This is a genomic window from Streptomyces sp. NPDC053474 (genome assembly GCF_044544845.1).
Lineage (GTDB): Bacteria > Actinomycetota > Actinomycetes > Streptomycetales > Streptomycetaceae > Streptomyces.
This window is the reverse complement of the sequence record NZ_JBITXV010000020.1, coordinates 19743-40699: the sequence shown is the minus strand read 5'-3', so window position 1 is coordinate 40699 and position 20957 is coordinate 19743. Positions and strand designations below refer to the sequence as shown.

22 protein-coding genes are annotated in these 20957 nt (G+C 74.9%); 5 read left to right on the top strand and 17 right to left on the bottom strand.

Going from position 1 to position 20957, the window contains the following annotated elements; genetic code table 11:
• The first annotated feature begins 36 nt into the window (after positions 1 to 36).
• Complete coding sequence (locus ACIG3E_RS35280) at positions 37 to 1176, top strand: PAS domain-containing protein (RefSeq protein ID WP_399624097.1); 1140 nt, start codon at positions 37 to 39, stop codon at positions 1174 to 1176.
• On the opposite strand, the gene ACIG3E_RS35275 is transcribed toward ACIG3E_RS35280, so the two are convergent.
• Positions 1157 to 2173: a SigB/SigF/SigG family RNA polymerase sigma factor gene (locus ACIG3E_RS35275; protein ID WP_399624096.1), complete on the bottom strand. Its 1017-nt coding sequence runs from the start codon at positions 2171 to 2173 to the stop codon at positions 1157 to 1159. The two genes, ACIG3E_RS35280 and ACIG3E_RS35275, sit on opposite strands and share 20 nt — an antisense overlap.
• Positions 2174 to 2424: 251 nt before the next feature.
• On the opposite strand from ACIG3E_RS35275, the gene ACIG3E_RS35270 reads away from it, so the two are divergent.
• Both ACIG3E_RS35270 and ACIG3E_RS35265 read left to right on the top strand, forming a co-directional pair.
• Complete coding sequence (locus ACIG3E_RS35270) at positions 2425 to 4230, top strand: thiamine pyrophosphate-requiring protein (protein ID WP_399624094.1); 1806 nt, start codon at positions 2425 to 2427, stop codon at positions 4228 to 4230.
• Between the two features lie 88 nt (positions 4231 to 4318).
• Positions 4319 to 4756 carry a CBS domain-containing protein gene (locus ACIG3E_RS35265; protein ID WP_399624092.1) on the top strand — a complete coding sequence of 146 codons (438 nt, stop codon included), beginning with the start codon at positions 4319 to 4321 and terminating at the stop codon, positions 4754 to 4756.
• Here ACIG3E_RS35265 and ACIG3E_RS35260 read toward each other — a convergent pair.
• From ACIG3E_RS35260 to ACIG3E_RS35250, 3 genes are all read right to left on the bottom strand, one after another.
• Positions 4753 to 5337, bottom strand: a complete 585-nt coding sequence (locus ACIG3E_RS35260) for a TIGR03086 family metal-binding protein (RefSeq protein WP_399624089.1) — start codon at positions 5335 to 5337, stop codon at positions 4753 to 4755. The two genes, ACIG3E_RS35265 and ACIG3E_RS35260, sit on opposite strands and share 4 nt — an antisense overlap.
• A 383-nt stretch (positions 5338 to 5720) precedes the next feature.
• On the bottom strand, positions 5721 to 6683 hold the full coding sequence (locus tag ACIG3E_RS35255) for an AraC family transcriptional regulator (RefSeq protein ID WP_399624088.1): 963 nt from the start codon (positions 6681 to 6683) through the stop codon (positions 5721 to 5723).
• 51 nt (positions 6684 to 6734) lie between these two features.
• Positions 6735 to 8363, bottom strand: coding sequence for an ABC-F family ATP-binding cassette domain-containing protein (locus tag ACIG3E_RS35250; protein ID WP_399624085.1), 1629 nt, complete (start codon positions 8361 to 8363; stop codon positions 6735 to 6737).
• A gap of 171 nt (positions 8364 to 8534) precedes the next feature.
• Here ACIG3E_RS35250 and ACIG3E_RS35245 point away from each other — a divergent pair, with 171 nt between their 5' ends.
• Together ACIG3E_RS35245 and ACIG3E_RS35240 are read left to right on the top strand one after the other, a co-directional pair.
• Positions 8535 to 10022, top strand: a complete 1488-nt coding sequence (locus tag ACIG3E_RS35245; protein ID WP_399624083.1) for a bifunctional phosphatase PAP2/diacylglycerol kinase family protein — start codon at positions 8535 to 8537, stop codon at positions 10020 to 10022.
• A gap of 101 nt (positions 10023 to 10123) precedes the next feature.
• Complete coding sequence (locus tag ACIG3E_RS35240; RefSeq protein ID WP_399624081.1) at positions 10124 to 10972, top strand: class I SAM-dependent methyltransferase; 849 nt, start codon at positions 10124 to 10126, stop codon at positions 10970 to 10972.
• Between the two features lie 195 nt (positions 10973 to 11167).
• On the opposite strand, the gene ACIG3E_RS35235 is transcribed toward ACIG3E_RS35240, so the two are convergent.
• The 13 genes from ACIG3E_RS35235 to ACIG3E_RS35175 all read right to left on the bottom strand — a co-directional run bounded on the left by ACIG3E_RS35235 (position 11168) and on the right by ACIG3E_RS35175 (position 20906).
• Positions 11168 to 11431 carry a gas vesicle protein K gene (locus ACIG3E_RS35235; protein WP_399624079.1) on the bottom strand — a complete coding sequence of 88 codons (264 nt, stop codon included), beginning with the start codon at positions 11429 to 11431 and terminating at the stop codon, positions 11168 to 11170.
• A gap of 13 nt (positions 11432 to 11444) precedes the next feature.
• Positions 11445 to 11672, bottom strand: a complete 228-nt coding sequence (locus tag ACIG3E_RS35230; protein ID WP_399624077.1) for a gas vesicle protein — start codon at positions 11670 to 11672, stop codon at positions 11445 to 11447.
• Positions 11669 to 12565, bottom strand: coding sequence for a GvpL/GvpF family gas vesicle protein (locus ACIG3E_RS35225; protein ID WP_399624289.1), 897 nt, complete (start codon positions 12563 to 12565; stop codon positions 11669 to 11671). The genes ACIG3E_RS35230 and ACIG3E_RS35225 overlap by 4 nt, the downstream gene beginning before the upstream one ends.
• 16 nt (positions 12566 to 12581) lie before the next feature.
• Positions 12582 to 12974 carry a gas vesicle protein GvpJ gene (gvpJ, locus tag ACIG3E_RS35220; protein ID WP_399624075.1) on the bottom strand — a complete coding sequence of 131 codons (393 nt, stop codon included), beginning with the start codon at positions 12972 to 12974 and terminating at the stop codon, positions 12582 to 12584.
• Complete coding sequence (locus ACIG3E_RS35215; RefSeq protein WP_399624074.1) at positions 12971 to 14056, bottom strand: SRPBCC family protein; 1086 nt, start codon at positions 14054 to 14056, stop codon at positions 12971 to 12973. Before ACIG3E_RS35215 ends, gvpJ begins: the two co-directional genes overlap by 4 nt.
• Positions 14049 to 14735: a DNA primase gene (locus tag ACIG3E_RS35210; protein WP_399624072.1), complete on the bottom strand. Its 687-nt coding sequence runs from the start codon at positions 14733 to 14735 to the stop codon at positions 14049 to 14051. Before ACIG3E_RS35210 ends, ACIG3E_RS35215 begins: the two co-directional genes overlap by 8 nt.
• Positions 14732 to 15025 (bottom strand): gas vesicle protein GvpG, encoded by a 294-nt coding sequence (locus ACIG3E_RS35205; protein WP_399624070.1) that lies wholly within the window; start codon positions 15023 to 15025, stop codon positions 14732 to 14734. Before ACIG3E_RS35205 ends, ACIG3E_RS35210 begins: the two co-directional genes overlap by 4 nt.
• 9 nt (positions 15026 to 15034) lie before the next feature.
• A complete protein-coding gene (locus ACIG3E_RS35200; protein WP_399624068.1) occupies positions 15035 to 15793 on the bottom strand; it encodes a GvpL/GvpF family gas vesicle protein in 759 nt (252 codons plus the stop codon).
• The gene (locus tag ACIG3E_RS35195) at positions 15790 to 16224 is read right to left on the bottom strand and encodes a gas vesicle structural protein GvpA (protein ID WP_399624066.1); all 435 of its coding nucleotides are present in this window, start codon (positions 16222 to 16224) and stop codon (positions 15790 to 15792) included. The genes ACIG3E_RS35200 and ACIG3E_RS35195 overlap by 4 nt, the downstream gene beginning before the upstream one ends.
• Positions 16225 to 16320: 96 nt before the next feature.
• On the bottom strand, positions 16321 to 16641 hold the full coding sequence (locus tag ACIG3E_RS35190) for a gas vesicle protein (RefSeq protein ID WP_399624063.1): 321 nt from the start codon (positions 16639 to 16641) through the stop codon (positions 16321 to 16323).
• 57 nt (positions 16642 to 16698) lie between these two features.
• Complete coding sequence (gene ligD / locus ACIG3E_RS35185; RefSeq protein WP_399624061.1) at positions 16699 to 17637, bottom strand: non-homologous end-joining DNA ligase; 939 nt, start codon at positions 17635 to 17637, stop codon at positions 16699 to 16701.
• Positions 17638 to 17650: 13 nt separating this feature from the next.
• Complete coding sequence (locus ACIG3E_RS35180; protein ID WP_399624059.1) at positions 17651 to 19525, bottom strand: transketolase; 1875 nt, start codon at positions 19523 to 19525, stop codon at positions 17651 to 17653.
• Between the two features lie 7 nt (positions 19526 to 19532).
• Positions 19533 to 20906 (bottom strand): NAD(P)/FAD-dependent oxidoreductase, encoded by a 1374-nt coding sequence (locus ACIG3E_RS35175; protein WP_399624057.1) that lies wholly within the window; start codon positions 20904 to 20906, stop codon positions 19533 to 19535.
• Positions 20907 to 20957: the final 51 nt, after the last annotated feature.

The following is a 20957-nucleotide window of genomic DNA, read 5'->3' as shown; positions in this document are numbered from 1 at the left end:
CCTCCGGAAAACGGGCGCAGCGGCTACGTTCGACGCATGGGGCAGACGGATGAGTACGGTGAGGAGCTCGCGGACTTCGTGCGCCGCGTCGCGGAGTTGAAGGCGTCCCGTGCCGTGCCGTCCGGGGACCTCGGCACCATGCTCGACGCGGCCCTGTTCGAACTGGACCACGCGGCCGAGCGGTTGTGGCCGGGCTTCGAGCGGCTCTCGGTGGACGGCCACGCGGCGGCCGTCTCCTCGGACCGCGACGAGCAGCGGCTGCTGCGCGCGGTGTTCCAGCGCTTCCCCCTACCCGTGGTGCTCGTGGACGGCGAGACCGTGGTGCGGCGCATGAACGTCGCGGCGACGGCCCTGACGGGGGTGCGCGGCGGATACGCGACCGGGCGCCCGCTGTCGGGGTTCCTCACGCCGTCGGCCGGGATCGCCTTTCGCTCGCAGGTCGCGGCGGTCGCCCGCGGCGAGGGCGACCGGAGCCTGACGGTGCGCCTCCAGCCGCGTCCGGAGGAGCCGCTGCGGGCGACGCTGACCGCGCTGCGGCCCGGCACGGAGCCCCGTACGGTCGTCCTCGCCGTCCTGCAGCCCGTGGGGGCGAACGAGCCCCGCTCCGACGGGCACGGCTCCTTCGGCCCGCTCCGCGGCCACGTGCCCGACCTGGCCGAGGCGACCCGCCACGCCGAGCTCCTCGAACTGTCGGACGCGATGACGGCGGCGCTGCTCACGGCCCCGCCGGGCGACCCGGCCGAGGTGCTACGGCGCGCCGCGGAGGTGCTGCACGGCACGTTCGCGGACTGGGTGATCACCGACGCGGGCGGGGCGCGGCCGCGCCGGATCACGGTCCTGGGGCCCCCGGGCGGGCCGGTGGCGGACGTCCGCGCGCTCGACCCGGCCGAGTGCCCGCTGGTCATGGAGACGGTGCGCTGCGGGGCGCCCGCCCTCCAGGTGCGGCCGCACCCCGAGGACGGCTTCGGCCGGGACGCGTCCGGCGTGCCGGTGCTCGTACGGGCGCAGGTGACGTCCCTGCTGTGCGTGGCGCTGACCGCGGACACCGGCGGCCCGCCCGAGGGGGTGCTCAGCCTGTTCAGGACCGGCGCGCGCCTGGCCTTCTCGATGGCCGAGGCGCGCGCCGTGGATGTGATGTCCCGTCACATCGCCCTTGCTATGCGGCGTCCCGGGTGACGTCGCCGGAGGCGACGGGGTGCGACCGGGCCGGGTGCCGTGCCAGATCACGGGTGATCTCGTCCCGCAGCCGCCCGCAGCAGCGGCTGATCAGACGGGACACGTGCATCTGGGAGATCCCCAGGTGCTCGGCGATGCGGCTCTGCGTCATGTCGCCGAAGAACCGCATGTAGAGGATGGCCCGTTCGCGCTCGGGCAGCGCCGCGAGGCGCGGCTTGACGGCCTCGCGGTCCACGACGACGTCGAGCGCCGGGTCGGGGCCGCCGAGCGTGTCGCGCAGCGCGTAGCCGTCGTCGCTGCCGGGCAGCTCGGCGTCCAGGGACAGCGCGGTGAAGCTGTCGAGGGCCTCCAGGCCGGTGGCCGCCTCCTCCTCGCTCATCCCGGCCCGCTCGGCGATCTCGGCGATGGTCGGGGCGCGCCCGGACACGGTCTGGGAGAGGTCCTGGCAGGCGAACCGCACGCGGTTGCGCAGGTCCTGGACGCGCCGGGGCACGTGCAGGGTCCACATGTGGTCGCGGAAGTGGCGTTTGATCTCGCCGGTGACGGTGGGCACGGCGTAGCTCTCGAAGGCGTTGCCGCGCTCGGGGTCGTAGCGGTCGACGGCCTTCACCAGGCCGAGGGCCGCGACCTGGCGCAGGTCTTCGAGGGACTCGCCGCGGTTGCGGAACCGGCCCGCGAGCCGCTCGGCCATCGGCAGCCAGGCCCGCACGATCTCCTCCCTGAGGGCGTCCCGCTCGGGCCCGTGCGGGAGTTCGCACAGCTTGCCGAAGGCCGCGGCGGTGTCGGGGGCGTCGTCGTGGGGGTGCCGGGTGGCGCGCTGCCGCCGCGGCGGGGACTGCCTGCCGGACTGGCGCGACGGTGCCGCCGCGCGCTGCGCGTGCGGGGTGTGCGGGGTGGCTCGGCCGTGGTGCGGGCGCTCGCGGCGCGTGGTCGTGCCCGATGTGGTCTCCTCGGGGACCGCCGCGGCTTCCTCGGGACGTGCTGCGTCCGTTGGCATAGTGCTCACAACTCCCTTGCCGGTGCTTTGGGTCGCACGGTCACCGTGGGAGTGCGGGCACGTGCCGCGGCAGGGCACACCCGGGGCGAGTGAAGCCTCTCCCACGGACGTGCCTCCGTTCCGAAGCACTGTCTTCCGCCTGCCCCTCGCTCCGCGCACCAAACGCCACGTCGGCGGGGCGGGTTTTCCCGGGGCCGCGGCGGACACCCGGCCGGGACGCATTCCGCGTCAAGCACCGGGAGGACACCGTCATGAGCACGAAGGTCGCCGACCACATTCTGCAGCGGCTGCGGGCCTGGGACGTCGACTGCGTCTTCGGTTACCCCGGGGACGGCATCAACGGCCTCCTCGCCGCCTGGGGCCGCGCCGACGACCGGCCGCGCTTCCTGCAGTCCCGGCACGAGGAGATGTCCGCGTTCGAAGCGGTCGGCTACGCCAAGTTCGGCCGCCGGGTCGGGGTGTGCGCGGCGACCTCGGGGCCCGGCGCCATCCACCTCCTCAACGGCCTGTACGACGCGAAGCTGGACCACGTGCCGGTGCTCGCCCTGGTCGGCCAGACGCACCGCTCGGCGATGGGCGGCTCGTACCAGCAGGAGGTCGACCTGCACACGCTGTTCAAGGACGTGGCCTCCGACTTCGTGGAGACCGTGACGGTGCCCGAGCAGCTCCCGAACGTCCTGGACCGCGCCATCCGCACCGCGTACGCGCGCCGCTGCCCCACCGCCGTGATCATCCCCGGTGACGTCCAGGAGCTCGACTACAGCCCGCCCCCGCACGCGTTCAAGATGGTGCCCTCCAGCCTGGACCGCAGCGCCTGGACGGCGCTGCCCTCGCCGACCGCCCTGGAGCGGGCCGCGGACGTGCTGAACTCCGGCACCAGGGCGGCGGTCCTGATCGGCCAGGGCGCGGCGGGCGCGCGGGCCGAGGTCGAGGAGCTCGCGGAGCTGCTCGGCGCGGGCGTCGCGAAGGCGCTGCTCGGCAAGGACGCCCTGAGCGACGAACTGCCGTACGTCACGGGCGCGATCGGGCTGCTCGGCACCCGTCCCTCGTACGAGCTGATGCGCGACTGCGACACGCTCCTGACGATCGGCTCCAGCTTCCCGTACGCGCAGTTCCTGCCGGAGTACGGCAAGGTCCGCGCGGTGCAGATCGACATCGACCCGCACATGATCGGCATGCGCTACCCCTACGAGGTGAACCTGGTGGGCGACGCGCGCGCCACCCTGCGGCAGCTGATCCCGCTGATCTCGAAGGAGCGCGCGGCGGCCGGGCGCGACTGGCACGGCCGGGTGCGGGCGAACGTGGAGCGGTGGCACGGCGTCATGGACCGCCGCGCGGGGCTGGCCGCCGACCCCGTCAACCCCGAGCACGTGGCGCGGGCCCTGGACCCGCTACTCCCCACAGACGCGATCATCACCTCCGACTCGGGCTCCACGGCCAACTGGTTCGCACGCCATCTGACGCTGCGCGGCGACATGCGGGCCTCGCTGTCCGGCACGCTCGCGACGATGGGCTGCGGGGTGCCGTACGCGATCGGCGCGAAGTTCGCGCACCCGAACCGGCCGGTCGTCGCGCTCGTCGGGGACGGCGCGATGCAGATGAACGGCATGGCCGAGCTGATCACGGCGGCCAAGTACCGGCACCGCTGGGACGATCCGCGGCTCGTCGTCGGGGTGTGGAACAACCGCGACCTCAACCAGGTGACGTGGGAGCTGCGGGCCATGGGCGGCGCCCCGCCGTTCGAGCCCTCGCAGTCCCTGCCGGACGTGCCGTACGCGGACTTCGCGCGCTCGATCGGGCTCACGGGGATCCGCGTGGAGAAGCCCGAGGACGTGACCGAGGGCTGGCGCGCGGCCCTCGACGCGGAGGGCCCCGCCGTCGTGGAGTTCCTGACCGACCCCGCGGTGCCGCCGATCCCGCCGCACGCCACCTGGGAGCAGCTGGAGTCGACGGCGGCGGCCCTGCTCAAGGGCGACGCCGACCGGGGCGCGGTGGTGAAGCAGGGCCTGAAGGCGAAGGTCCAGGACTTCCTGCCGGGCGGCGGCAAGCGCGGATAGCGCCACCCCGGGCGAGGCATGGGTGGCCCGCACAGGGGTACTGCGGGCGGGGTCGCATCGCCGACGGACGAAGGAGGTCTCTGCGGACATGGCGGAGTACGTGAGGCAGGTCATGACACCGGGAGTCGTCGCGGTCAGGCCCGACGCCTCGCTGGTCGAGGCGGCGCAGCTGATGCGCGCCCAGGACATCGGCGACGTCGTCGTGGCCAACGGCGACCAGGTGGTCGGAGTGCTCACCGACCGGGACATCACGCTGCGGGCCGTGGCCGAGGGCGCCGACCCGCTGACGGTCAGCGCGCAGGCCGTGTGCACCCCGAACCCGGTGGTGGTGGGCCCCGACGACGAAGTGGCGGCGGCGGTCGGCCTGATGCGCGACCACGCGGTGCGCAGGCTGCCGGTCGTGGAGGACGGCCGCCCGGTGGGCATGGTGAGCCTCGGCGACCTGGCGATCGAGCAGGACCCGGCGTCCGCGCTCGCCGACATCAGCCGTGCCACGCCCGACGGCGGCGCGGCGGAGGGGTTTTAGGGGGTGCGGCCGAGCAGACACAGGAGCGCGGTCTGCGCGTCGGCGCCCGGGGGCGGCTGCACCGGCGGGGCGAACAGGCCGCTGTGCGCCAGGTCGGCCGCGTACGGGGCGACTTCGCGCGCGGCCGCGGCGACCAGGGCGTCGGGCAGGCGCTCGTCGGCGCCGATGGCGCGGGCCAGGTCCCAGGTGTGCACCACCAGGTCGGTGGTCAGCTGGGCGCAGTAGGCGCGCGCGGAGGTGTCGCCGTAGCTGAGGTGGACGGTGCCCGCGAGCGCGCCCGGCGCGCCGAGCGCGGCCCGGGACGCCTCGGCCGCGGTGTCCCAGGAGGCGACGGGGTCGGGCCCGAGCAGATCGCCGTCGAAGGCGTCGCCGACCTCCTCGACGGTGGCGCGGTCGCGGACGAGCGGAGCCACCCACAGCTGCTCGGACACGAGGTGGCCCACAAGGTCGCGGACCGTCCAGCGCGCGCAGGGCGTCGGGGCGTCCCACTGGTCCCGCGCGACCGCGTGCACCCGGTCGGTGAACTGCTCGACGGCCTGGCCGTGCCGCTCCAGGACCCGCTGGTCGTCGCCGGTGCTCATGCCGTCTCCCGTCGGTCGGTGCGCGTGCCGTGCGGTGTCGAGTCTGGCCGCGCCGGGCGGCGCGGACCACTGGGAGGGGGCCACTAAGGCCCCGACGGCATGCGGAGTGGCGGGCCCGATGGCACACGGGGGAATGCCAGGGGGAACGACCGGGCCCGCCGGTCCGTGAACCGGCCCGGCGCTCACCAGAGCCGGGCCGGAGGTGCCGGGGTTCCGTCCACGGTCCGCCCCGGGAGAAGGCTAGGTCCCCCGCGACGCGACCGGTCCTCCCGGCGACAGAGCCACGTTAGGCGCGGGCCCCGGCACCGACGATCCGCTGTGCGCACGGCCTGTCCGGATAGCGCACCGCGTCCGGATAGCGCACGCGCCGGTCGCCGCCCCGCTCAGCGCCGCAGCGTCTGCGAGGGCAGCTCCCCGAACCGCGCCCGGTACTGCTCGGCGAACCGGCCGAGGTGGGTGAAGCCCCAGCGGTGGGCGACCTCGCTCACGGACCGCTCGCCGGGACCGGACGCGAGCAGCTCCTCACGGACCCGCCCGAGGCGCACGTCCCGTACGTACGCCATCGGGGACATGCCCACATAGCGGCGGAAGGCCTCCTGGAGCCAGCGCACGCCGACGCGGCCCTCGGCGGCGAGGGACGCGGTGGTGAACGGGTGCTCGGGGCGCGCCTGGACGGCGTCCGTCACGCGCTTGACGGGGGCGGGGCGCAGCTGGTGCACGGGGTCGGCGAGCCGGTCGCGGTAGCGGTGGTCCGCGGCGAGCAGCAGGCCGTTGAGGAGGGCCTCCTGGAGCGGCTCGGCGACCAGGGGGTGGGTCAGGACGCCGTCGTCCTCGCGCAGGTCCGCCGCGACGGTCCGCACGAGGCGCGCCCAGCCGCGTCCGGCGCCCCGGCGCGTGTCGAAGACCGGGCCGAAGGTCACCGGGGAGGGCACCGGTCTGCCGATGAGCCGCTCCAGGCGCCCTTCGAGGGCGGTGCGGTCCACCTTCACGGCGAGCAGGCGGCAGTCGCCGGACCAGCGGTCCAGGACGGTGTCGCCCACCGGCTGGTAGACCCCCGCGCTGCCGGCGCCGGCCGCGGCGGCGGGCGCGGCCCCCTGCCGCCAGGAGACGTGTCCGCTGAGCGGGACGTTGACGTGGTAGGCGCCCAGCTCGCCGAAGCGCATGCGGACGTCGGCCCCGCAGCTCATGTCGCCGACGGTGAGCGCCCCCAGCTCCCCGATGTCGTACCGCGCGCTGAAGGGCTTCGAGCCTTCGCACACGTCCATGAAGTTGCTGTAGTACGTGGCCTCGATGAGCTGCCTTGCCTCGTCGACGTCGCCCGTCCTGAAGGACGTCCTCACGGACACGGTGTCTCCAACCGCGCAGCGTACGACGGATGCCCTGCGCTGCCGGCCACGCTACCGCGCGCGCTCGACCCTGCGCTCGTCCCAGACGGGCTCGGAGGTCTCGCGGACCCGGCCGTCGGAGCCGAAGACGAGGAAGCGGTCGAAGGAGCGGGCGAACCAGCGGTCGTGGGTGACCGCGAGCACCGTGCCCTCGTACGCCTCCAGGCCTTCCTGGAGGGCCTCGGCGGACTCCAGGTCCAGGTTGTCCGTGGGCTCGTCGAGCAGCAGGGCGGTGGCGCCCTGGAGTTCGAGGAGGAGGATCTGGAAGCGGGCCTGCTGGCCGCCGGACAGCTTCTCGAAGCGCTGCTCGGCCTGCCCGGTCAGCTCGTAGCGGCGCAGGCGGGACATGGCCGCGCCCCGGTCCTTGGCGTGCTCCCGCCACAGGATGTCGAGGAGGGTGCGGCCCTCCAGCTCGGGGTGGGCGTGCGTCTGCGCGAAGTGGCCCGGCACGACGCGGGCGCCGAGCCGCCACTGGCCCGTGTGCGCGACGGGGCTTTCGGGGTCGCCCGCCAGGAGGCGCAGGAAGTGGGACTTGCCCGAGCCGTTCGACCCGAGGACGGCTACGCGCTCGCCGTAGAACACCTCCAGGTCGAAGGGGTGCATCAGGCCGGTGAGCTCAAGGTCCTTGCAGGTCACGGCGCGCACGCCGGTGCGGCCGCCGTGCAGGCGCATGGTGATGTCCTGCTTGCGGGGCGGCTCGGGCGGCGGCCCGGCCTCCTCGAACTTCCGCAGGCGCGTCTTGGCCGCCTGGTAGCGCGAGGCCATCTCGTCGCTGCGCGAGGCGTACTGCTGCATGTCGAGCACGAGCTTCTTGAGCTGCGCGTGCTTCTCGTCCCAGCGGCGGCGCAGCTCCTCGAAGCGCGCGAAGCGCTCCTGGCGCGCGTCGTGGTACGTGGCGAAGCCGCCGCCGTGCACCCACACGTCCGAGCCCGCGGGGCTGGGCTCCACGCTGACGATCCGGTCGGCGGCGCGGGCGAGCAGCTCGCGGTCGTGGCTGACGAACAGGACGGTCTTGCGGGTCTCCTTCAGGCGCTCCTCCAGCCAGCGCTTGCCGGGGACGTCCAGGTAGTTGTCCGGCTCGTCGAGGAGCAGGACCTCGTCGGTGCCACGCAGCAGCGCCTCCAGGACCAGGCGCTTCTGCTCACCGCCGGAGAGCGTGCGGACCTCGCGCCACTGCGCCTTCTCGTACGGCACGCCGAGCGCGGCCGTGGTGCAGATGTCCCAGAGCGTCTCCGCCTCGTACCCGCGGGCCTCCGCCCAGTCGGCGAGCGACTGCGCGTACTGGAGCTGGGCCGCCTCGTCGTCGACGGTGAGCAGGGCGTGCTCGGCGGCGTCGACGGCGCGGGCGGCCTCGCGGATGCGGGGGTGCGCCACCGAGACGAGGAGGTCGCGCACCGTCGTGTCGTCCCGCACGGACCCGACGAACTGGGGCATGACGCCGAGGCCGCCGCTGACCGTGACCGTGCCGCCGTGCGGGCGCAGCTCGCCCGCGATGAGCTTGAGGAGGGTGGTCTTGCCCGCGCCGTTCGGCCCGACGAGCGCGGCCGACGTGCCCTCGGCGACGCGGAAGGAGACATCTCCGAGCAGCGCCCGGCCGTCCGGGAGGTAGTACTCGATGTGCGCGGCCTCTAGATGTCCCATGGGGCGATTGTCCGTGGGCGGGCTCGCGGGCGGCAAACGGTTTACGGCCCGGCCCGGGGCGGGCACGCGGGGCGGCCTGCTCTTCAGGGGGCCGGGGGTCTTCAGAGGGCCAGGGGCAGGGGGCGATCACTCGGCCGTTGGCCGCGGCGTTCTCCGGGTACCCGGGATTCCATGAGTCCTGACGTCGAGCTCCCCCTGCCCCCCGCCCGTGGGCCCAAGGCCCGTCTCACCTCCCTGGACTGCCGGGTCTTCGCCGCCGTGGCCGAGCGGCACTGGCCCGGGGCCGACCACGTCCTGCCGCGGCTGAGCCGGGCGGCGAACCACGGCGTGCTGTGGTTCGCCACGGGCGCCGCGCTCGCGGCGACGCGGCACCCCCGGGCCCGGCGCGCCGCCGTGCGCGGCGTGGCCTCGCTCGCGCTCGCGTCCGCGACCATCAACACCCTCGGCAAGCGCTCCGTACGCCGGGCGCGGCCGCTCCTCGACGGCGTGCCCCTGATGCGGCGGCTCAAGCGCCAGCCCATCACCACGTCGTTCCCCTCGGGCCACTCCGCGTCCGCCGCCGCCTTCGCCACGGGCGTGGCCCTGGAGTCGCGGGGCCTGGGCGCGGCCGTCGCGCCGCTCGCCGGTGCCGTCGCCCTGTCGCGGGTGTACACGGGGGTGCACTTCCCGAGCGACGTGCTCGCGGGCGCCGCCCTCGGGGTGGGCGCGGCCTACGCCGTGCGCGGCCTGGTGCCGACCCGGTCCCAGCTGCCGCCGCCGGGCCGCCCGCGCGTGGACGCCCCCGCCCTGCCCGGCGGGCGCGGCCTGGTGGTGGTCGTGAACGAGGGCGCGCGGGCCCCCGAGCGGGTGCGTCCGCTGCTGGACGCGCTGCCGCACGCCGAGGTCGTCCGGTGCTCCCCGGACGAGGTGGCCGCCGAGCTCGACAAGGCGGCGGAGCGCGCCCGGGTGCTCGGCGTGTGCGGCGGCGACGGCACCGTCAACTCGGCGGCGGCCGCCGCCCTGCGGCACGAGGTCCCGCTCGTGGTGGTGCCGGGCGGCACCCTCAACCACTTCGCGCGGGACCTGGGCGCCGAGGACCCGCGCGAGGTGGCCGCCGCGATCGAGGCGGGGAACGCGGTCGCGGTGGACGTGGGCCGGTTCAGCGCGGGCCGGGGCGACGGCTACTTCCTGAACACCTTCAGCCTCGGCGTCTACCCCGAGCTCGTGCGCGAGCGCGAGCGGTGGTCGTCCAAGGTCGGCGGCTGGCCCGCCGGGGTCCTCGCGGCCGCCCACGTGCTGCGCGCGGACCGGCAGCCGCTGCGGGCCGAGTTCCAGGGCACCGAGCGGGCGCTGTGGCTGCTGTTCGCCGGGAACTGCGTGTACAACCGCCTGGGCCTCGCACCCGCGCGCCGGTTCGACCTCGCCGACGGGCTCCTGGACGTGCGCGTCGTGCACGGCGGCCGCAGGCCCGGCGCCCGGCTGCTCGCGGCCGCCCTGACCTCGCCGGTGGAGCGCTCCCCCGTGCAGACCGCGATCCGCCGCCGGACCCTGCGCGTGGCGGGTCTCGCGCCCGGCACCGTGGTCGCGTACGACGGCGAGATCACGCCGGTCGAGGGCGAGTTGCTGGTCGAGAAGCTGCCGGAGGCGCTGACGGTGTACCGCCCGTCGCCGCTGGCGTGAGCGGGGCTCCCGGCGGGCCGCGCCCCCTTGGCCCCACCTCTGTGGGTCCACATCCTGATACAGGGGTCTCATGATCTGGTACGGCGGCGTACGGTTCGGACATGACACAGCCCCTGCCCCAGCACGCCTCGGTGGACGGGCCGCGACGCGACGCGGCCGTCTACACGCACGGCCACCACGAGTCGGTCCTGCGGTCCCACACCTGGCGCACCGCCGCCAACTCCGCCGCGTACCTCGTCGGCTCGCTCCGGGCGGACATGAAGGTGCTCGACGTCGGCTGCGGGCCGGGAACCATCACCGCCGACCTCGCGGCCCTCGTCCCGGACGGGCACGTCACGGGCCTCGACCGGGCTCCGGAGATCCTGGACCGGGCGCGGGCGACGGCGGCCGAACGGGGCCTGGCCAACGTGGAGTTCGCCGTCGGGGACGTCCACGCCCTGGACTATCCGGACGGCTCCTTCGACGTCGTCCACGCCCATCAGGTGCTCCAGCACGTGGGCGACCCGGTGCGCGCGCTGCGCGAGATGCGCCGCGTGTGCGCGCCCGGCGGGATCGTCGCCGCCCGCGACAGCGACTACGCGGCCATGACGTGGCACCCGCGCACCCCCGGCCTGGACGACTGGCTCGACCTGTACCGGCGGGTGGCCCGCGCCAATGGCGGGGAGCCGGACGCGGGCCGCGCCCTGAAGTCCTGGGCCCTCGCGGCCGGTTTCACCGACGTCACCGCGGGGGCGGGCACCTGGTGCTACAGCACGCCCGAGGAGCGGGCCTGGTGGTCGGGGCTGTGGGCGGACCGGACGGTGGCGTCCTCGTACGCGGACCGGGCGGTCGAGAGCGGGCACGCCGACGCCGAGCGGCTTTCGGCCGTCGCCGAGGCCTGGCGGGAGTGGGGGCGCGCGCCGGACGGCTGGTTCGCGGTGCTGCACGGGGAGGTCCTCTGCCGCCGGTGACCGGGGGTGTGCCCGGGCCCTTCGGGGATACCCGGGCGGCAGGAGGTGCACGCCATGGCTTTCCTGCTTCTGGTCCTGCTGCTCGTGCTGCTGCTCGCCTTCCTGCCGCGCGGCACGGGCCCCGGCGCGTCCGCGACGCGGCCGCACTGGTACCGGTGGTGACCGGCCCGGCGGCAGCGGCCCGCTGAGGGCCCGTCACTCCCTCGGCAGCAGCGGCCCCAGCGGTCCGAGGTCCAGGTTCAGGTCCTCGGGCCGCAGTCCGTAGCGCTCGCGCAGCTCGCCCATCCGCTCCTCCAGGAGCATCAGCGTGAGCCCGATGCGCTCCTCCTGCTCCTCCGTCAAGTCACCGGTGTCGAAGCGGCGCAGCGCCTGGCGCTCCATGAGCTGGCGCAGCAGCTCCACGACGGTGAGGACGAGCGCGACGAGGTCGCGCTCCACGGTCTGGGGGTCGAGGTCCACGGCGCGCTCCCGGTCAGCTCGGCTCGCGGACGAGGGCCCCGCGCTCCGGACACTCCGGCCAGGGCGACGGCACCGCCGCGCCGACCGTGCTGATCAGCGCCTTCAGGTCGATGCGGACGAGGTCCACGTCCGCGATGCGCAGGGTGAGGTCACCCGCGATGACCACACCGCCCGCGAGCAGCCGGTCCAGGAGGTCGACCAGCGCGATCTCCCGGCCGTACAGGGGCTCGATCGCCGTCATCCGGTCTCGGTGTCCTTCCTCGCCGTGTCGGCCGTCCCGCTCTTGACGCCCCTCTCGCTCTTCTCGGCGTCGGCACCGGGGTCGCCCGTGTCGTCCGTGTCGTCCGTGTCGTCCGTGTCGTCCGTGTCATCCGTGAAGGAGTACGCCGCCCAGGGGCCCGTCACCTCCACGCGCAGGCCCGGCTGGTCCGCCTCGGTGCGGCCGACCAGCTCCAGGAACTCCTCCGCGTACGAACGGGGCACCAGATAGGCCGCGTTGAGGACGTTCAGGCCCGAGCCCGCGGCGGCGAGCGCCGGGCTCTGCGGCGGGTGCTGACGGGACGCGGCGGCGGACCGCGCGAGCTCGGCGTGCAGCCGCCGCGCGAACACCTCGGCCCGCGCGGTGGTCTCCTCGCTCGCCGTGCGCTGCTCCTTGCGTCGGCGCAGATAGTCGCGCCCGGAGGCGGGAGCGCCGCGCGGCCGCGCCGACCCGGCGGAGGCGCGGCCGTCGGCGTCCGGGTGCAGCCACACCTTGACCCCCCACTCGACGTGTCCGTCGATGCGGTCGAGGATCCGGCTCAGGCGCGCGTTCTCGTCCTCCAGCATGGCGCGCACGCCGCTGTCGTCCCGGAACACCGTCGCGAGCCGCAGCGGCAGCGGGCAGGTCACGGCGGTGAGCGCGCCGATGACGTGCTGGTGGGCGCGGGCCGTCTCGGAGAGCCAGTCCAGGTCCTCCAGATGCGCGCGCAGCGGCTCCAGGCCGAAGTCGCGGGCCGGGACAGAGCCGACCACGGCGACCAGGCCCGCGTGGGCCAGCTGCCGGGGCGGCGCGCCGCCGACCCCGGTCAGGTCGGCGTGCAGCGGGCCGGACAGGGGCCTGCACACCGCGTAGACGTAGCGCAGTTCGTCGCTCACGCCGTCGATGACGTCCTCACTCGCGTTCGGCTTCACTTCCGCGTTCGGGTTCACTTCCGCGGTCACGTTCACGCTCACTTCCGCTCTCGGACGCGGCCTCGCCCCGCGTCAGTTCGAGCCGCTCCAGGCGCTGCTTCAACTCGGCGTTCTCCCGGGCGAGTTCGGACCTGCGCGCCTTGCTGGACAGCGCCGGGTCGTCCTCCCACCAGTCGATGCCCATCTCCTTGGCGCGCTCCACCGAGGCGACGACGAGCCGCAGCTTCACGGTGAGCAGCTCGATGTCGAGCAGGTTGATCCGGATGTCCCCGGCGATGACGACGCCCTTGTCCAGGACGCGCTCCAGGACGTCGGCGAGGTTGGTGCCGCCGCCCTGGCCGTACGAATCGGGCAGGCGGCTCGCGGTCGTCATCGGCGGCTCCTGGCGGCCACCACGGGTTCGTCCTCGTCGGCCTCGTCCTCGACGTCCTCCTCCTCGTACGCGCCGTCGTCGTCCGCGTAGCCCTCGTAGCCGTCGTCGGCCTCGTCCTCGTCGGGCTCATCCGCCTCGTCGGTCTCGTCGGTCTCCTCCGGGTACGTGTCGTCGTCCTCGTGGTACGCCATGTCCTCGGCGTCCTCCTCGGGCTCCACGTCCTCGGCGTCCGCGTCGGTGTCGCCGTCGTCGGCGTCCTGCGCGGCCGCGCGCAGCGACACATGGCGGGCGAAGTGCTTCAGGTCGAGACGGGCCCTGCGGCCCTGGGCGCGCCAGAGGTTGCCGGTGCGCTCGAACAGGCCCTTCGGGTAGTACTCGATGACCAGCACCACCCGGGTCAGGCGCTCGCCGAGCGGATGGAAGGTGACCACGCCCTTCGTGGTGCCCTTGGCGCCCTCCGACGTCCAGGCGAGGCGCTCCCCGGGCACCTGGTCGATGAGGCGTGCCGTCCAGCTCCTGCTGGACCAGAAGACCTTGAGCTTCCAGTGGGACTCGGTGTCGCTCACCTCGGTGGCGTCCCGCACGCCCTTGGTGAACGTGGCGAACTCCTCGTAGCGCGTCCACTGCTCGTACGCCTCGCGCACGGGCACACCGACGTCGACGTGCTCCAGGATGACGGTGGGCTTCTGTCCGCTGCCGCTCTTGCCGCCCTTGCCGCGCGCGGTGTCCAGGGCGCCCTTGAGCGAACCGGCCACGGCGTCCTTGAGGCGGCCCCCGCCGAGCTCCACGGCGCTGCGCACCGGGCCCTTGCCGGAGGCCAGTTTGCGGCCGCCGTCCAGAGCCAGGCGGGCGAAGCCCGGACTGCGGCCCTCGGCCACGTCGTTGAGCTTGACGGTGGCGTCGCCGAGCTTGCGGCCGACGCCGACGAGGGCGCGCTCGGCCTGCGCCATGAGGTAGGCCCGCGCCTCGTCCTTCAGGCGGTCGGCGCCGGGGCCGTGCAGGGCGGCGCTCAGCGCGCCCTTGGACCCCTCGCCGTCGCCGGAGCCCGCGGCGTCGCGGATCCGCTCGCGCGTGTCAGGCATCGTCGCCTCCCTTCGCGCGGCCGGACTTCGGCGCCGCGGCGCGCTTGGCCGGGGCCCGCTTGGCCGTGCTCCGCTTCGCGCCGTCCCGGCTCTGGGTGCCGCGCGCGGACGCTGTCTTGCGGGGCGCCGGGCTCTTCTTCCGGGCCTGCCCGGACCCCGTGCCGCCGCCGCTCTTGCCGCTGGCGGGCCTGGTGGCCTTCTTGGTCGCGGACCGCGCCTTTCTGGTGGCCGCGCCGGTCTTCCCGCGGGGCTCGTCGCGCTCCTCGGGCTCGTCGCGGCCGTCGTGCTCCTCGGGCCCGTCGCGTTCGTCCGGTCGATCGGACCCCTCGCGTTCGTCCCGCTCCTCGTCGGCCCCGGGCACCGCCCCCGCCATCCGGTCCCGTACGTCCAGGGTGCGGTCGTGCAGCCGGTCCGCGAAGGACTCCAGGCGCCGGTCGAGCAGCGAGCCGGTCGCGGCCTTGCCGACGCCCCGCAGGTCGTCCTTGAGCTGGCCGCCTATCTCCTTGAACTGCGGGTTGTTCTCCAGCTGTTCGGTCACCGCGCGGGCCAGGGACGCGGGGCTCAGCTTCAGCCTCCGGCCCGCGACCATCGTGCCGACGGCGAAGGCCAGCTTGGCCTTCTTGGTCCGTCCCAGGAGGTACCCCGCGCCCACGCCGAGGCCCACTGCCAAACGGTTCATCGTGTCGCCGTCCTGTTCTCCTCCGGAGCGGTCCGCGCAACGGTCTGCGGAGCCGCCTCCTGCCGGGCGCCGTAGCCGAGCCGCGCCAGCAGCTCGTCCTCACGGCGGTCGAACTCGGCCGCGTCGATCTCGCCCGCCTCCACCCGTTCGGTGAGCCGGGCGAGTTCGGCGCGGATCGCCGAGGGGTCGTAGTACTGCCGCTCCGCCTCCGCGACCACCTGGCGGATCACCCAGAGGGTGCCCCGGGCCGGGGCCAGGGGCAGCGCGAGCAGTTCACCGACGAGTCCCATGCCCGGGCCTCACCGTGCCCGGGCCGCGTCGTCCGCGGGCTGGGCGGCACCGGGGTCGACGAAGCTGTAGGGAGGCAGCGGGCCGTTCACGCGCACGTCCAGGTGCGGCTGGGTCTTGCGCAGTTCCTCGACGGCGGCCACGAAGCCCTCGGCGGACTCGCGGCGCACCAGGAACGAGTAGTTGGCCAGCCATCCCGTGCCCTCCGGGCCCGTGCTGACGGCCTCCGCGCACGGTTCGAGCGCGCGGCGCACCTGGATGCCGTCGTCGGCCTCGCGGCCCTGCACGGCGGCGGTCAGCTGCTCGCCGAGCCGCAGCTTCTGCTCGTAGGTGCCGCCGCCCGCCTTGCGGTTGGCCTCGGCCAAGGCGCGCAGCTCCGGGTTCTCGGCGAGCACCTGGTGCAGGACGGCCTGCTCGTCGTGGGCGGCCTTCACGTTGTACTCGGCCCTGCCCTCCAGGGAGCGCAGCCGCTCCTCGTAGTGGTCGGCCAGCTCGTCGAGGACCTCCACCACGGCCGAGTCGTCCTGCGCGAGGCTGCCGAAGCGCATCGGCAGGACGGGGCCGCCCGCGCCCGCCTCGTCCAGGACGTTCTGGTGGGCGAGCAGATCGCGCCGCTTGGGGCGCAGGTCTTCGGGGCTGTCGCTGACGAGCGCGGCGAGCTTGCCGTGCCTGAGGACCCGCACCGGGCGGGCCGGTTCGCCGATGCCGCCCATGCCCTCCGGCAGCGCCGGGTGGCCGGTGCCGGCGATCCCATAGATGTACGTGGTCACTCCGTCTCCTCCTTCCGGGACCGTGACGTGCCGCGCCGACGCGGCCGGGCGGCCTCCTCCTCGCCGGAACGGCCGTCCTCGCGCGCCTGCTTGAAGGCGTCCGACACGGTCTGGGCGGCGCCGCTGAGCGCGCCCTTGGACTTGCCGCGCGCACCCGACTCCGTGAGCTCGCCGACCATGTCGGGCAGGCCGGGGCTCTTGTGCGGTCCGGCCTCCAGGTCGAGGCGGTTGCAGGCCTCGGCGAAGCGCAGATAGGTGTCGACGCTGGCGACGACGACACGCACGTCGATCTTGAGGATCTCGATGCCGACGAGCGAGACGCGCACGAACGCGTCGATCACGAGCCCGCGGTCGAGGATGAGTTCGATGACGTCGTACAGGCCACTGGTGCCGCCTGCGCCGCCACTCTGTTGTGCTGGGACGACGGTCATGCCGACCTGTCCTCCTTGCCTTGGGTGATGGCGTCGTGGGTGTGCTGGGTGTTGCCTGACGCCCTGGATGTGTCGGGGCTGTGCCGGGTGCGCCGGTCAGCGGCCCGTGCGGTGCGGGTCCGCGCGGCCGCGCTCGTAGCGGCGCACCCTGCGGTAGCCGGTGAGCTCGCCGCCCGGGTCCAGGCTCACGGCGTAGGTCGCGAGCAGGCTCATGGTGTCCGGCACGCGGGCGAGTTCGAGGACCTCGACCTCCAGCTCCCAGCCGTCGTCGGTGCGTTCGAACGACGAGACGGACTCGGCGGCGAGGCCGGTGAGTTCCGTGAGCTGCTCCCGCGCGTGCCGCAGCACCAGGACGGGGCCGGGCAGGGCGTCGGACTCGGCTGTCGTGTTGTTCTGCTTGCGGGACGTGTGCGTCATGGTCACCTCCTGGACCGAGTGACCTGGTGCCGTGGCGGCAAACCTCCGCCGGGCCGTTCAGGCGCCGCGCAGCGCCCGCAGCTTGCGGCGCGCCGGGCCGAGCGCGCGGGGCGAGCGCGGCAGGCCCGCCCAGGGGTCGCAGCGGGCCTGCTCCACGGCGTCGGCGAGGGTCCAGCGGGCCGCGTGCGTGCCGGGGGCGTCGAGCTGCTCCCAGGCGAGCGGCACGGCCACCGGCGCGCCCGGCCGCGCCCGTACCGAGAAGGGCGCGACGGCGGTCTGCGCGTATCCGTTGCGCTGGACGTCGAGGTAGAGCCGCCCGCCCCGGTCCTTCTTGCGGACGGCGGTGGTGAGCCGGTCCGGGTGCGCGGCGGCGAGGACCTCGGTGAGCTCCTTGGCGAAGGCGCGGACGTCGTCGACGTGGTGGCGGCCGTTGACCGGCACGACCACGTGCAGGCCGCGCGATCCGGTCGTCATCACGGCGGACGGCAGGCCCACCTGGTCGAGGAGTTCGCCGAGCAGCCCGGCGGCCTCGCGCACCGGGCCGTAGACGTCCTGCGGCGTGCCGTCCCCGGCCGGGTCCAGGTCGAACACCATGCGGTCGGGCCGGTCGAGGCGGCCGACGCGGGACTGCCAGCGGTGCAGGGTGACGCAGGCCTGGTCGGCGAGGTAGAGGAGCGTGGCGCTGTCGTCGCACACGGTGTGCGTGACGGTGCCGCCCTGCTTGGGCACCTCGGCGCGGGTGATCCAGTCCGGGTAGTGCTCCGGTGTGTCCTTCTGCATGAAGCGGGGCCCCTCGACCCCGTCCGGGTGCCGCTCCAGCATCAGGGGGCGGCCGCGCAGATGCGGCAGGATGAAGGGGGCGACGGACCGGTAGTAGTCGAAGAGGTCCCCCTTCGTGTACGGGGCAGAGCCGGTGCCCTGGGGGACGAACGGCTTGTGGGGCCGGTGGAGGGCGACGGTGCGGCGGCCCGCCCGTACGGTGCGCGTCTCGCTCATGTCCGCTCCCCCGTCACCGCACCACCGCGTGTTCCACGAGCAGCCGTACGGCGGCCGCGATCGACTCCGCGTCGATCCCGGCGGCCCGCAGCTGCTCGGCGGGCGAGGCGGACCCCGGCACGCCGGTCACCGCGAGGCGCACCAGGCGCGGCACCGGGCTGCCGTCGCTGAACGCGTCAAGGACGGCGTCGCCGATGCCGCCCTCCCGCCGGTGGTCCTCGACGGTCAGCAGACAGCCCGTCCGCTCGGCGGCCTCGCGCAGGGTGCGCCGGCCCACGGGCTTGACGGAGTACAGGTCGACGACGCGCACCGGGATGCCCTCGCGGTCGAGGAGACCGGCGGCGGCGAGCGCCTCGTGGACGGTCACCCCGGCCGCGACGACCGTGAGCCGGTCGGCGTCGCTCCACCGCAGCACCTTGGACCCGCCGACGGGGAACTCCTCGCCGGGGCCGTAGAGGACGGGCGTCGCACCGCGCGTGGTGCGCAGGTAGCGCACGCCGTCGAGGTCGGCCATGGCGGCGACCAGGCGCGCCGTCTGCGGGGCGTCGCACGGGTACAGGACGGTGGAGCCGGGCACGGCCCGGAACATCGCCAGGTCCTCCAGGCCCATCTGGGACGGGCCGTCCTCGCCGATGGCGACGCCCGCGTGCGAGCCCACCAGGTTGAGGTCGGCGCCGCTGACGGCCGCCATGCGCACGAAGTCGTGGGCGCGGGTCAGGAACGCCGCGAACGTGGACGCGTACGGCACCCAGCCGCGCCGGGCGAGGCCCACGGCGGCGGCGACGAGCTGCTGCTCGGCGATGTAGCACTCGAAGTACCGCTCGGGGTGCTCCTTGGCGAAGTCTTCCGCGCGGGTGGAGTCGCCGACCTCGCCGTCGAGGGCGACGACGTCGCCGCGTGCCGTGCCGAGCGCCGTGAGCGCCCGGCCGAAGGCGTCCCGGGTCGCGACCTCGTCCCCCTGCTCGTACCGGGGCAGCTCCAGGTGGCCGCTGCGGGTGGCGCGCGGCACGCGGGCCGCCGGGGGGCGCCGGACGTCGACGCGCAGCTGCCCGGGGCCGCCGAGCTCCGCGACCGCGGCCTCGGCGTCGGGCAGCGGCTTGCCGTGCAGGCCCTCGCGGTCCTCCGCGGACGCGACGCCCTTGCCCTTGACGGTGCGGGCGAGGACGACGGTGGGCTGGCCCGAGGTGGAGCGCGCCTCGTGCAGGGCCCGGTCGACCGCCTCGATGTCGTGCCCGTCGATCGCGACGACGTGCCAGCCGAAGGCCTTCCAGCGGCGCGCGTACGCGTCGAGGTCCCAGGCGTGCCGGGTGGGCCCGCGCTGGCCGAGCCGGTTCACGTCGACGAGCGCGGTGAGGTTGTCCAGGTGCTCGTACGCGGCGTGCTCCGCGGCCTCCCACACGGAGCCCTCGGCCAGTTCGCTGTCGCCGCACAGCACCCAGACCCGGTAGGGGACGCGGTCGAGCCGCTTGCCGGACAGGGCCATGCCGACGCCGACGGCGAGCCCCTGCCCCAGCGAGCCGGTGGCGACCTCGACCCACGGCAGGCGGCGGGGCGTCGGGTGGCCTTCGAGGCGGCTGCCCTGGGTGCGGAAGGTGAGCAGTTCCTCGTCGCCGAGCGCGCCCGCCGCCTTGTACGCGGCGTACAGGAGCGGCGAGGCGTGCCCCTTGGAGAGGATGAACCGGTCGTTGCCGGGGTGGTCGGGGCGCTCGAAGTCGTACTGGAGGTGGTGGGCGAGGAGCACCGCCATCAGGTCGGCCGCGGACAGGGACGAGGTGGGGTGCCCGGATCCGGCGGCGGCCGCGGCGCGCACGGAGTCGACGCGCAACTGCCGCGCGAGCTCGCGGAGGTGGTCCGGCCCGTGGTCGACGCGCGGGGTGGTCTCGGTCATGGTTCGCTCACTCCTCGGGCTTGGACTCGGGCTCGGTCTCCCGGTCGGGGGTGCGCCCGCCGGGCCCGCCGGGCACCCGGGCCAGCTCCGGCGACGACGTGTCGAGCGGCACCGACCACGACCGGACGAGGCCGAGCTGCACGCCCTGGCGGGGCAGCACCGCGTCGAGGAGCCAGTCGGCGGCGACGCGCACGCGGTTGCCGGGCATCGCGGCCAGGTGGTAGCCGCGGGTGACGGCCCCGGCGAGCGGCCCGGACAGCGGGACGCCGAGCGGGTTGGCGGCGCCCTTGACGCCGCCGAGGTCGACGGTGAAGCCGAGGTCGTGGTGGCGGTAGGGGGCGCGGCGGCCGATGCCGAGCGAGGCGGCCACGTTGCGGCCCGCGGTCTTGCCCTGCCGCCAGGCGTGCTGGGCGGTCATGGCCGTGAACCGCCCCGGCTCGGCGAGGTCGGGCACGGCCGCCGCGTCGCCGCAGGCGAACACCTCGGGGCGGCCCGGCACGGTCAGGAACGGGTCCACGACGAGCCGCCCGCGCTCCAGCGGCGTGCCGATCCCGGCGACGAGCGGGTCGGGGCGCACGCCCACGCACCACACGAGGGTGCGCGTGTCGATGGTGTCGCCGTCGTCGAGGAGCACGCCCCGGTGGGTGGCCTCCTTCACGGAGGTGCCCGTGCGGACCTCCACGCCGCGCCCGCGCAGGACGCGGTCGGCGGTCGTGGAGAGCCGCCGGTCCAGCTCCGGCAGGACGCGCGGCGCGATGTCCAGGAGCAGCCAGCGGGGTTCGATCCCGGCGCGCAGCGGCTGACCGCGCACCAGGGACCGGGTGAACAGCTGCCCGTGCGCGGCGACCTCGACGCCGGTGTAGCCCGCGCCGACGACGACGAAGGTGCAGCGCGCCCGGCACGTCGCGGCGTCGGGCGCGGCGGCGGCGAGCTCGATCTGCCGGGTCACGTGGTCGCGCAGGTACAGCGCCTCCGGCAGGCCCCGGAAGCCGTGCGCGTGCTCGGCGACGCCGGGGACGGGCAGCAGCTTGTTGACGCTGCCGACGGCCAGGACGAGCCGGTCGTAGGTCAGCTCGCCGCGCTCGCCCTCCGGTCCGGTGTAGCCCACGGCCCGGCGCTCCAGGTCGATGCCGTCGGCCTCGCCGAGGACCAGCCGGACGTGCTTGAGGGCGCCCGAGAGCGACACGGTGACGCGGCGCGGTTCGAGGACGCCCGCGGCCACCTGGGGCAGCAGGGGCAGATAGAGGAAGTAGTCGGTGGGGTTGAGCAGGGTGATGTCGACCCGGTGCCGGGCGAGGCGCGCGAGGGTCCGCGCGGCCTGGAACCCGGCGAAGCCGGCACCGACGACCACGACGTGCTGGCGGTGGGATTCACTGCTCACGTAGCGCCTCCGGTGGAGTGCGGTACGGCATCCGTACGGTGCCTTCCGCAC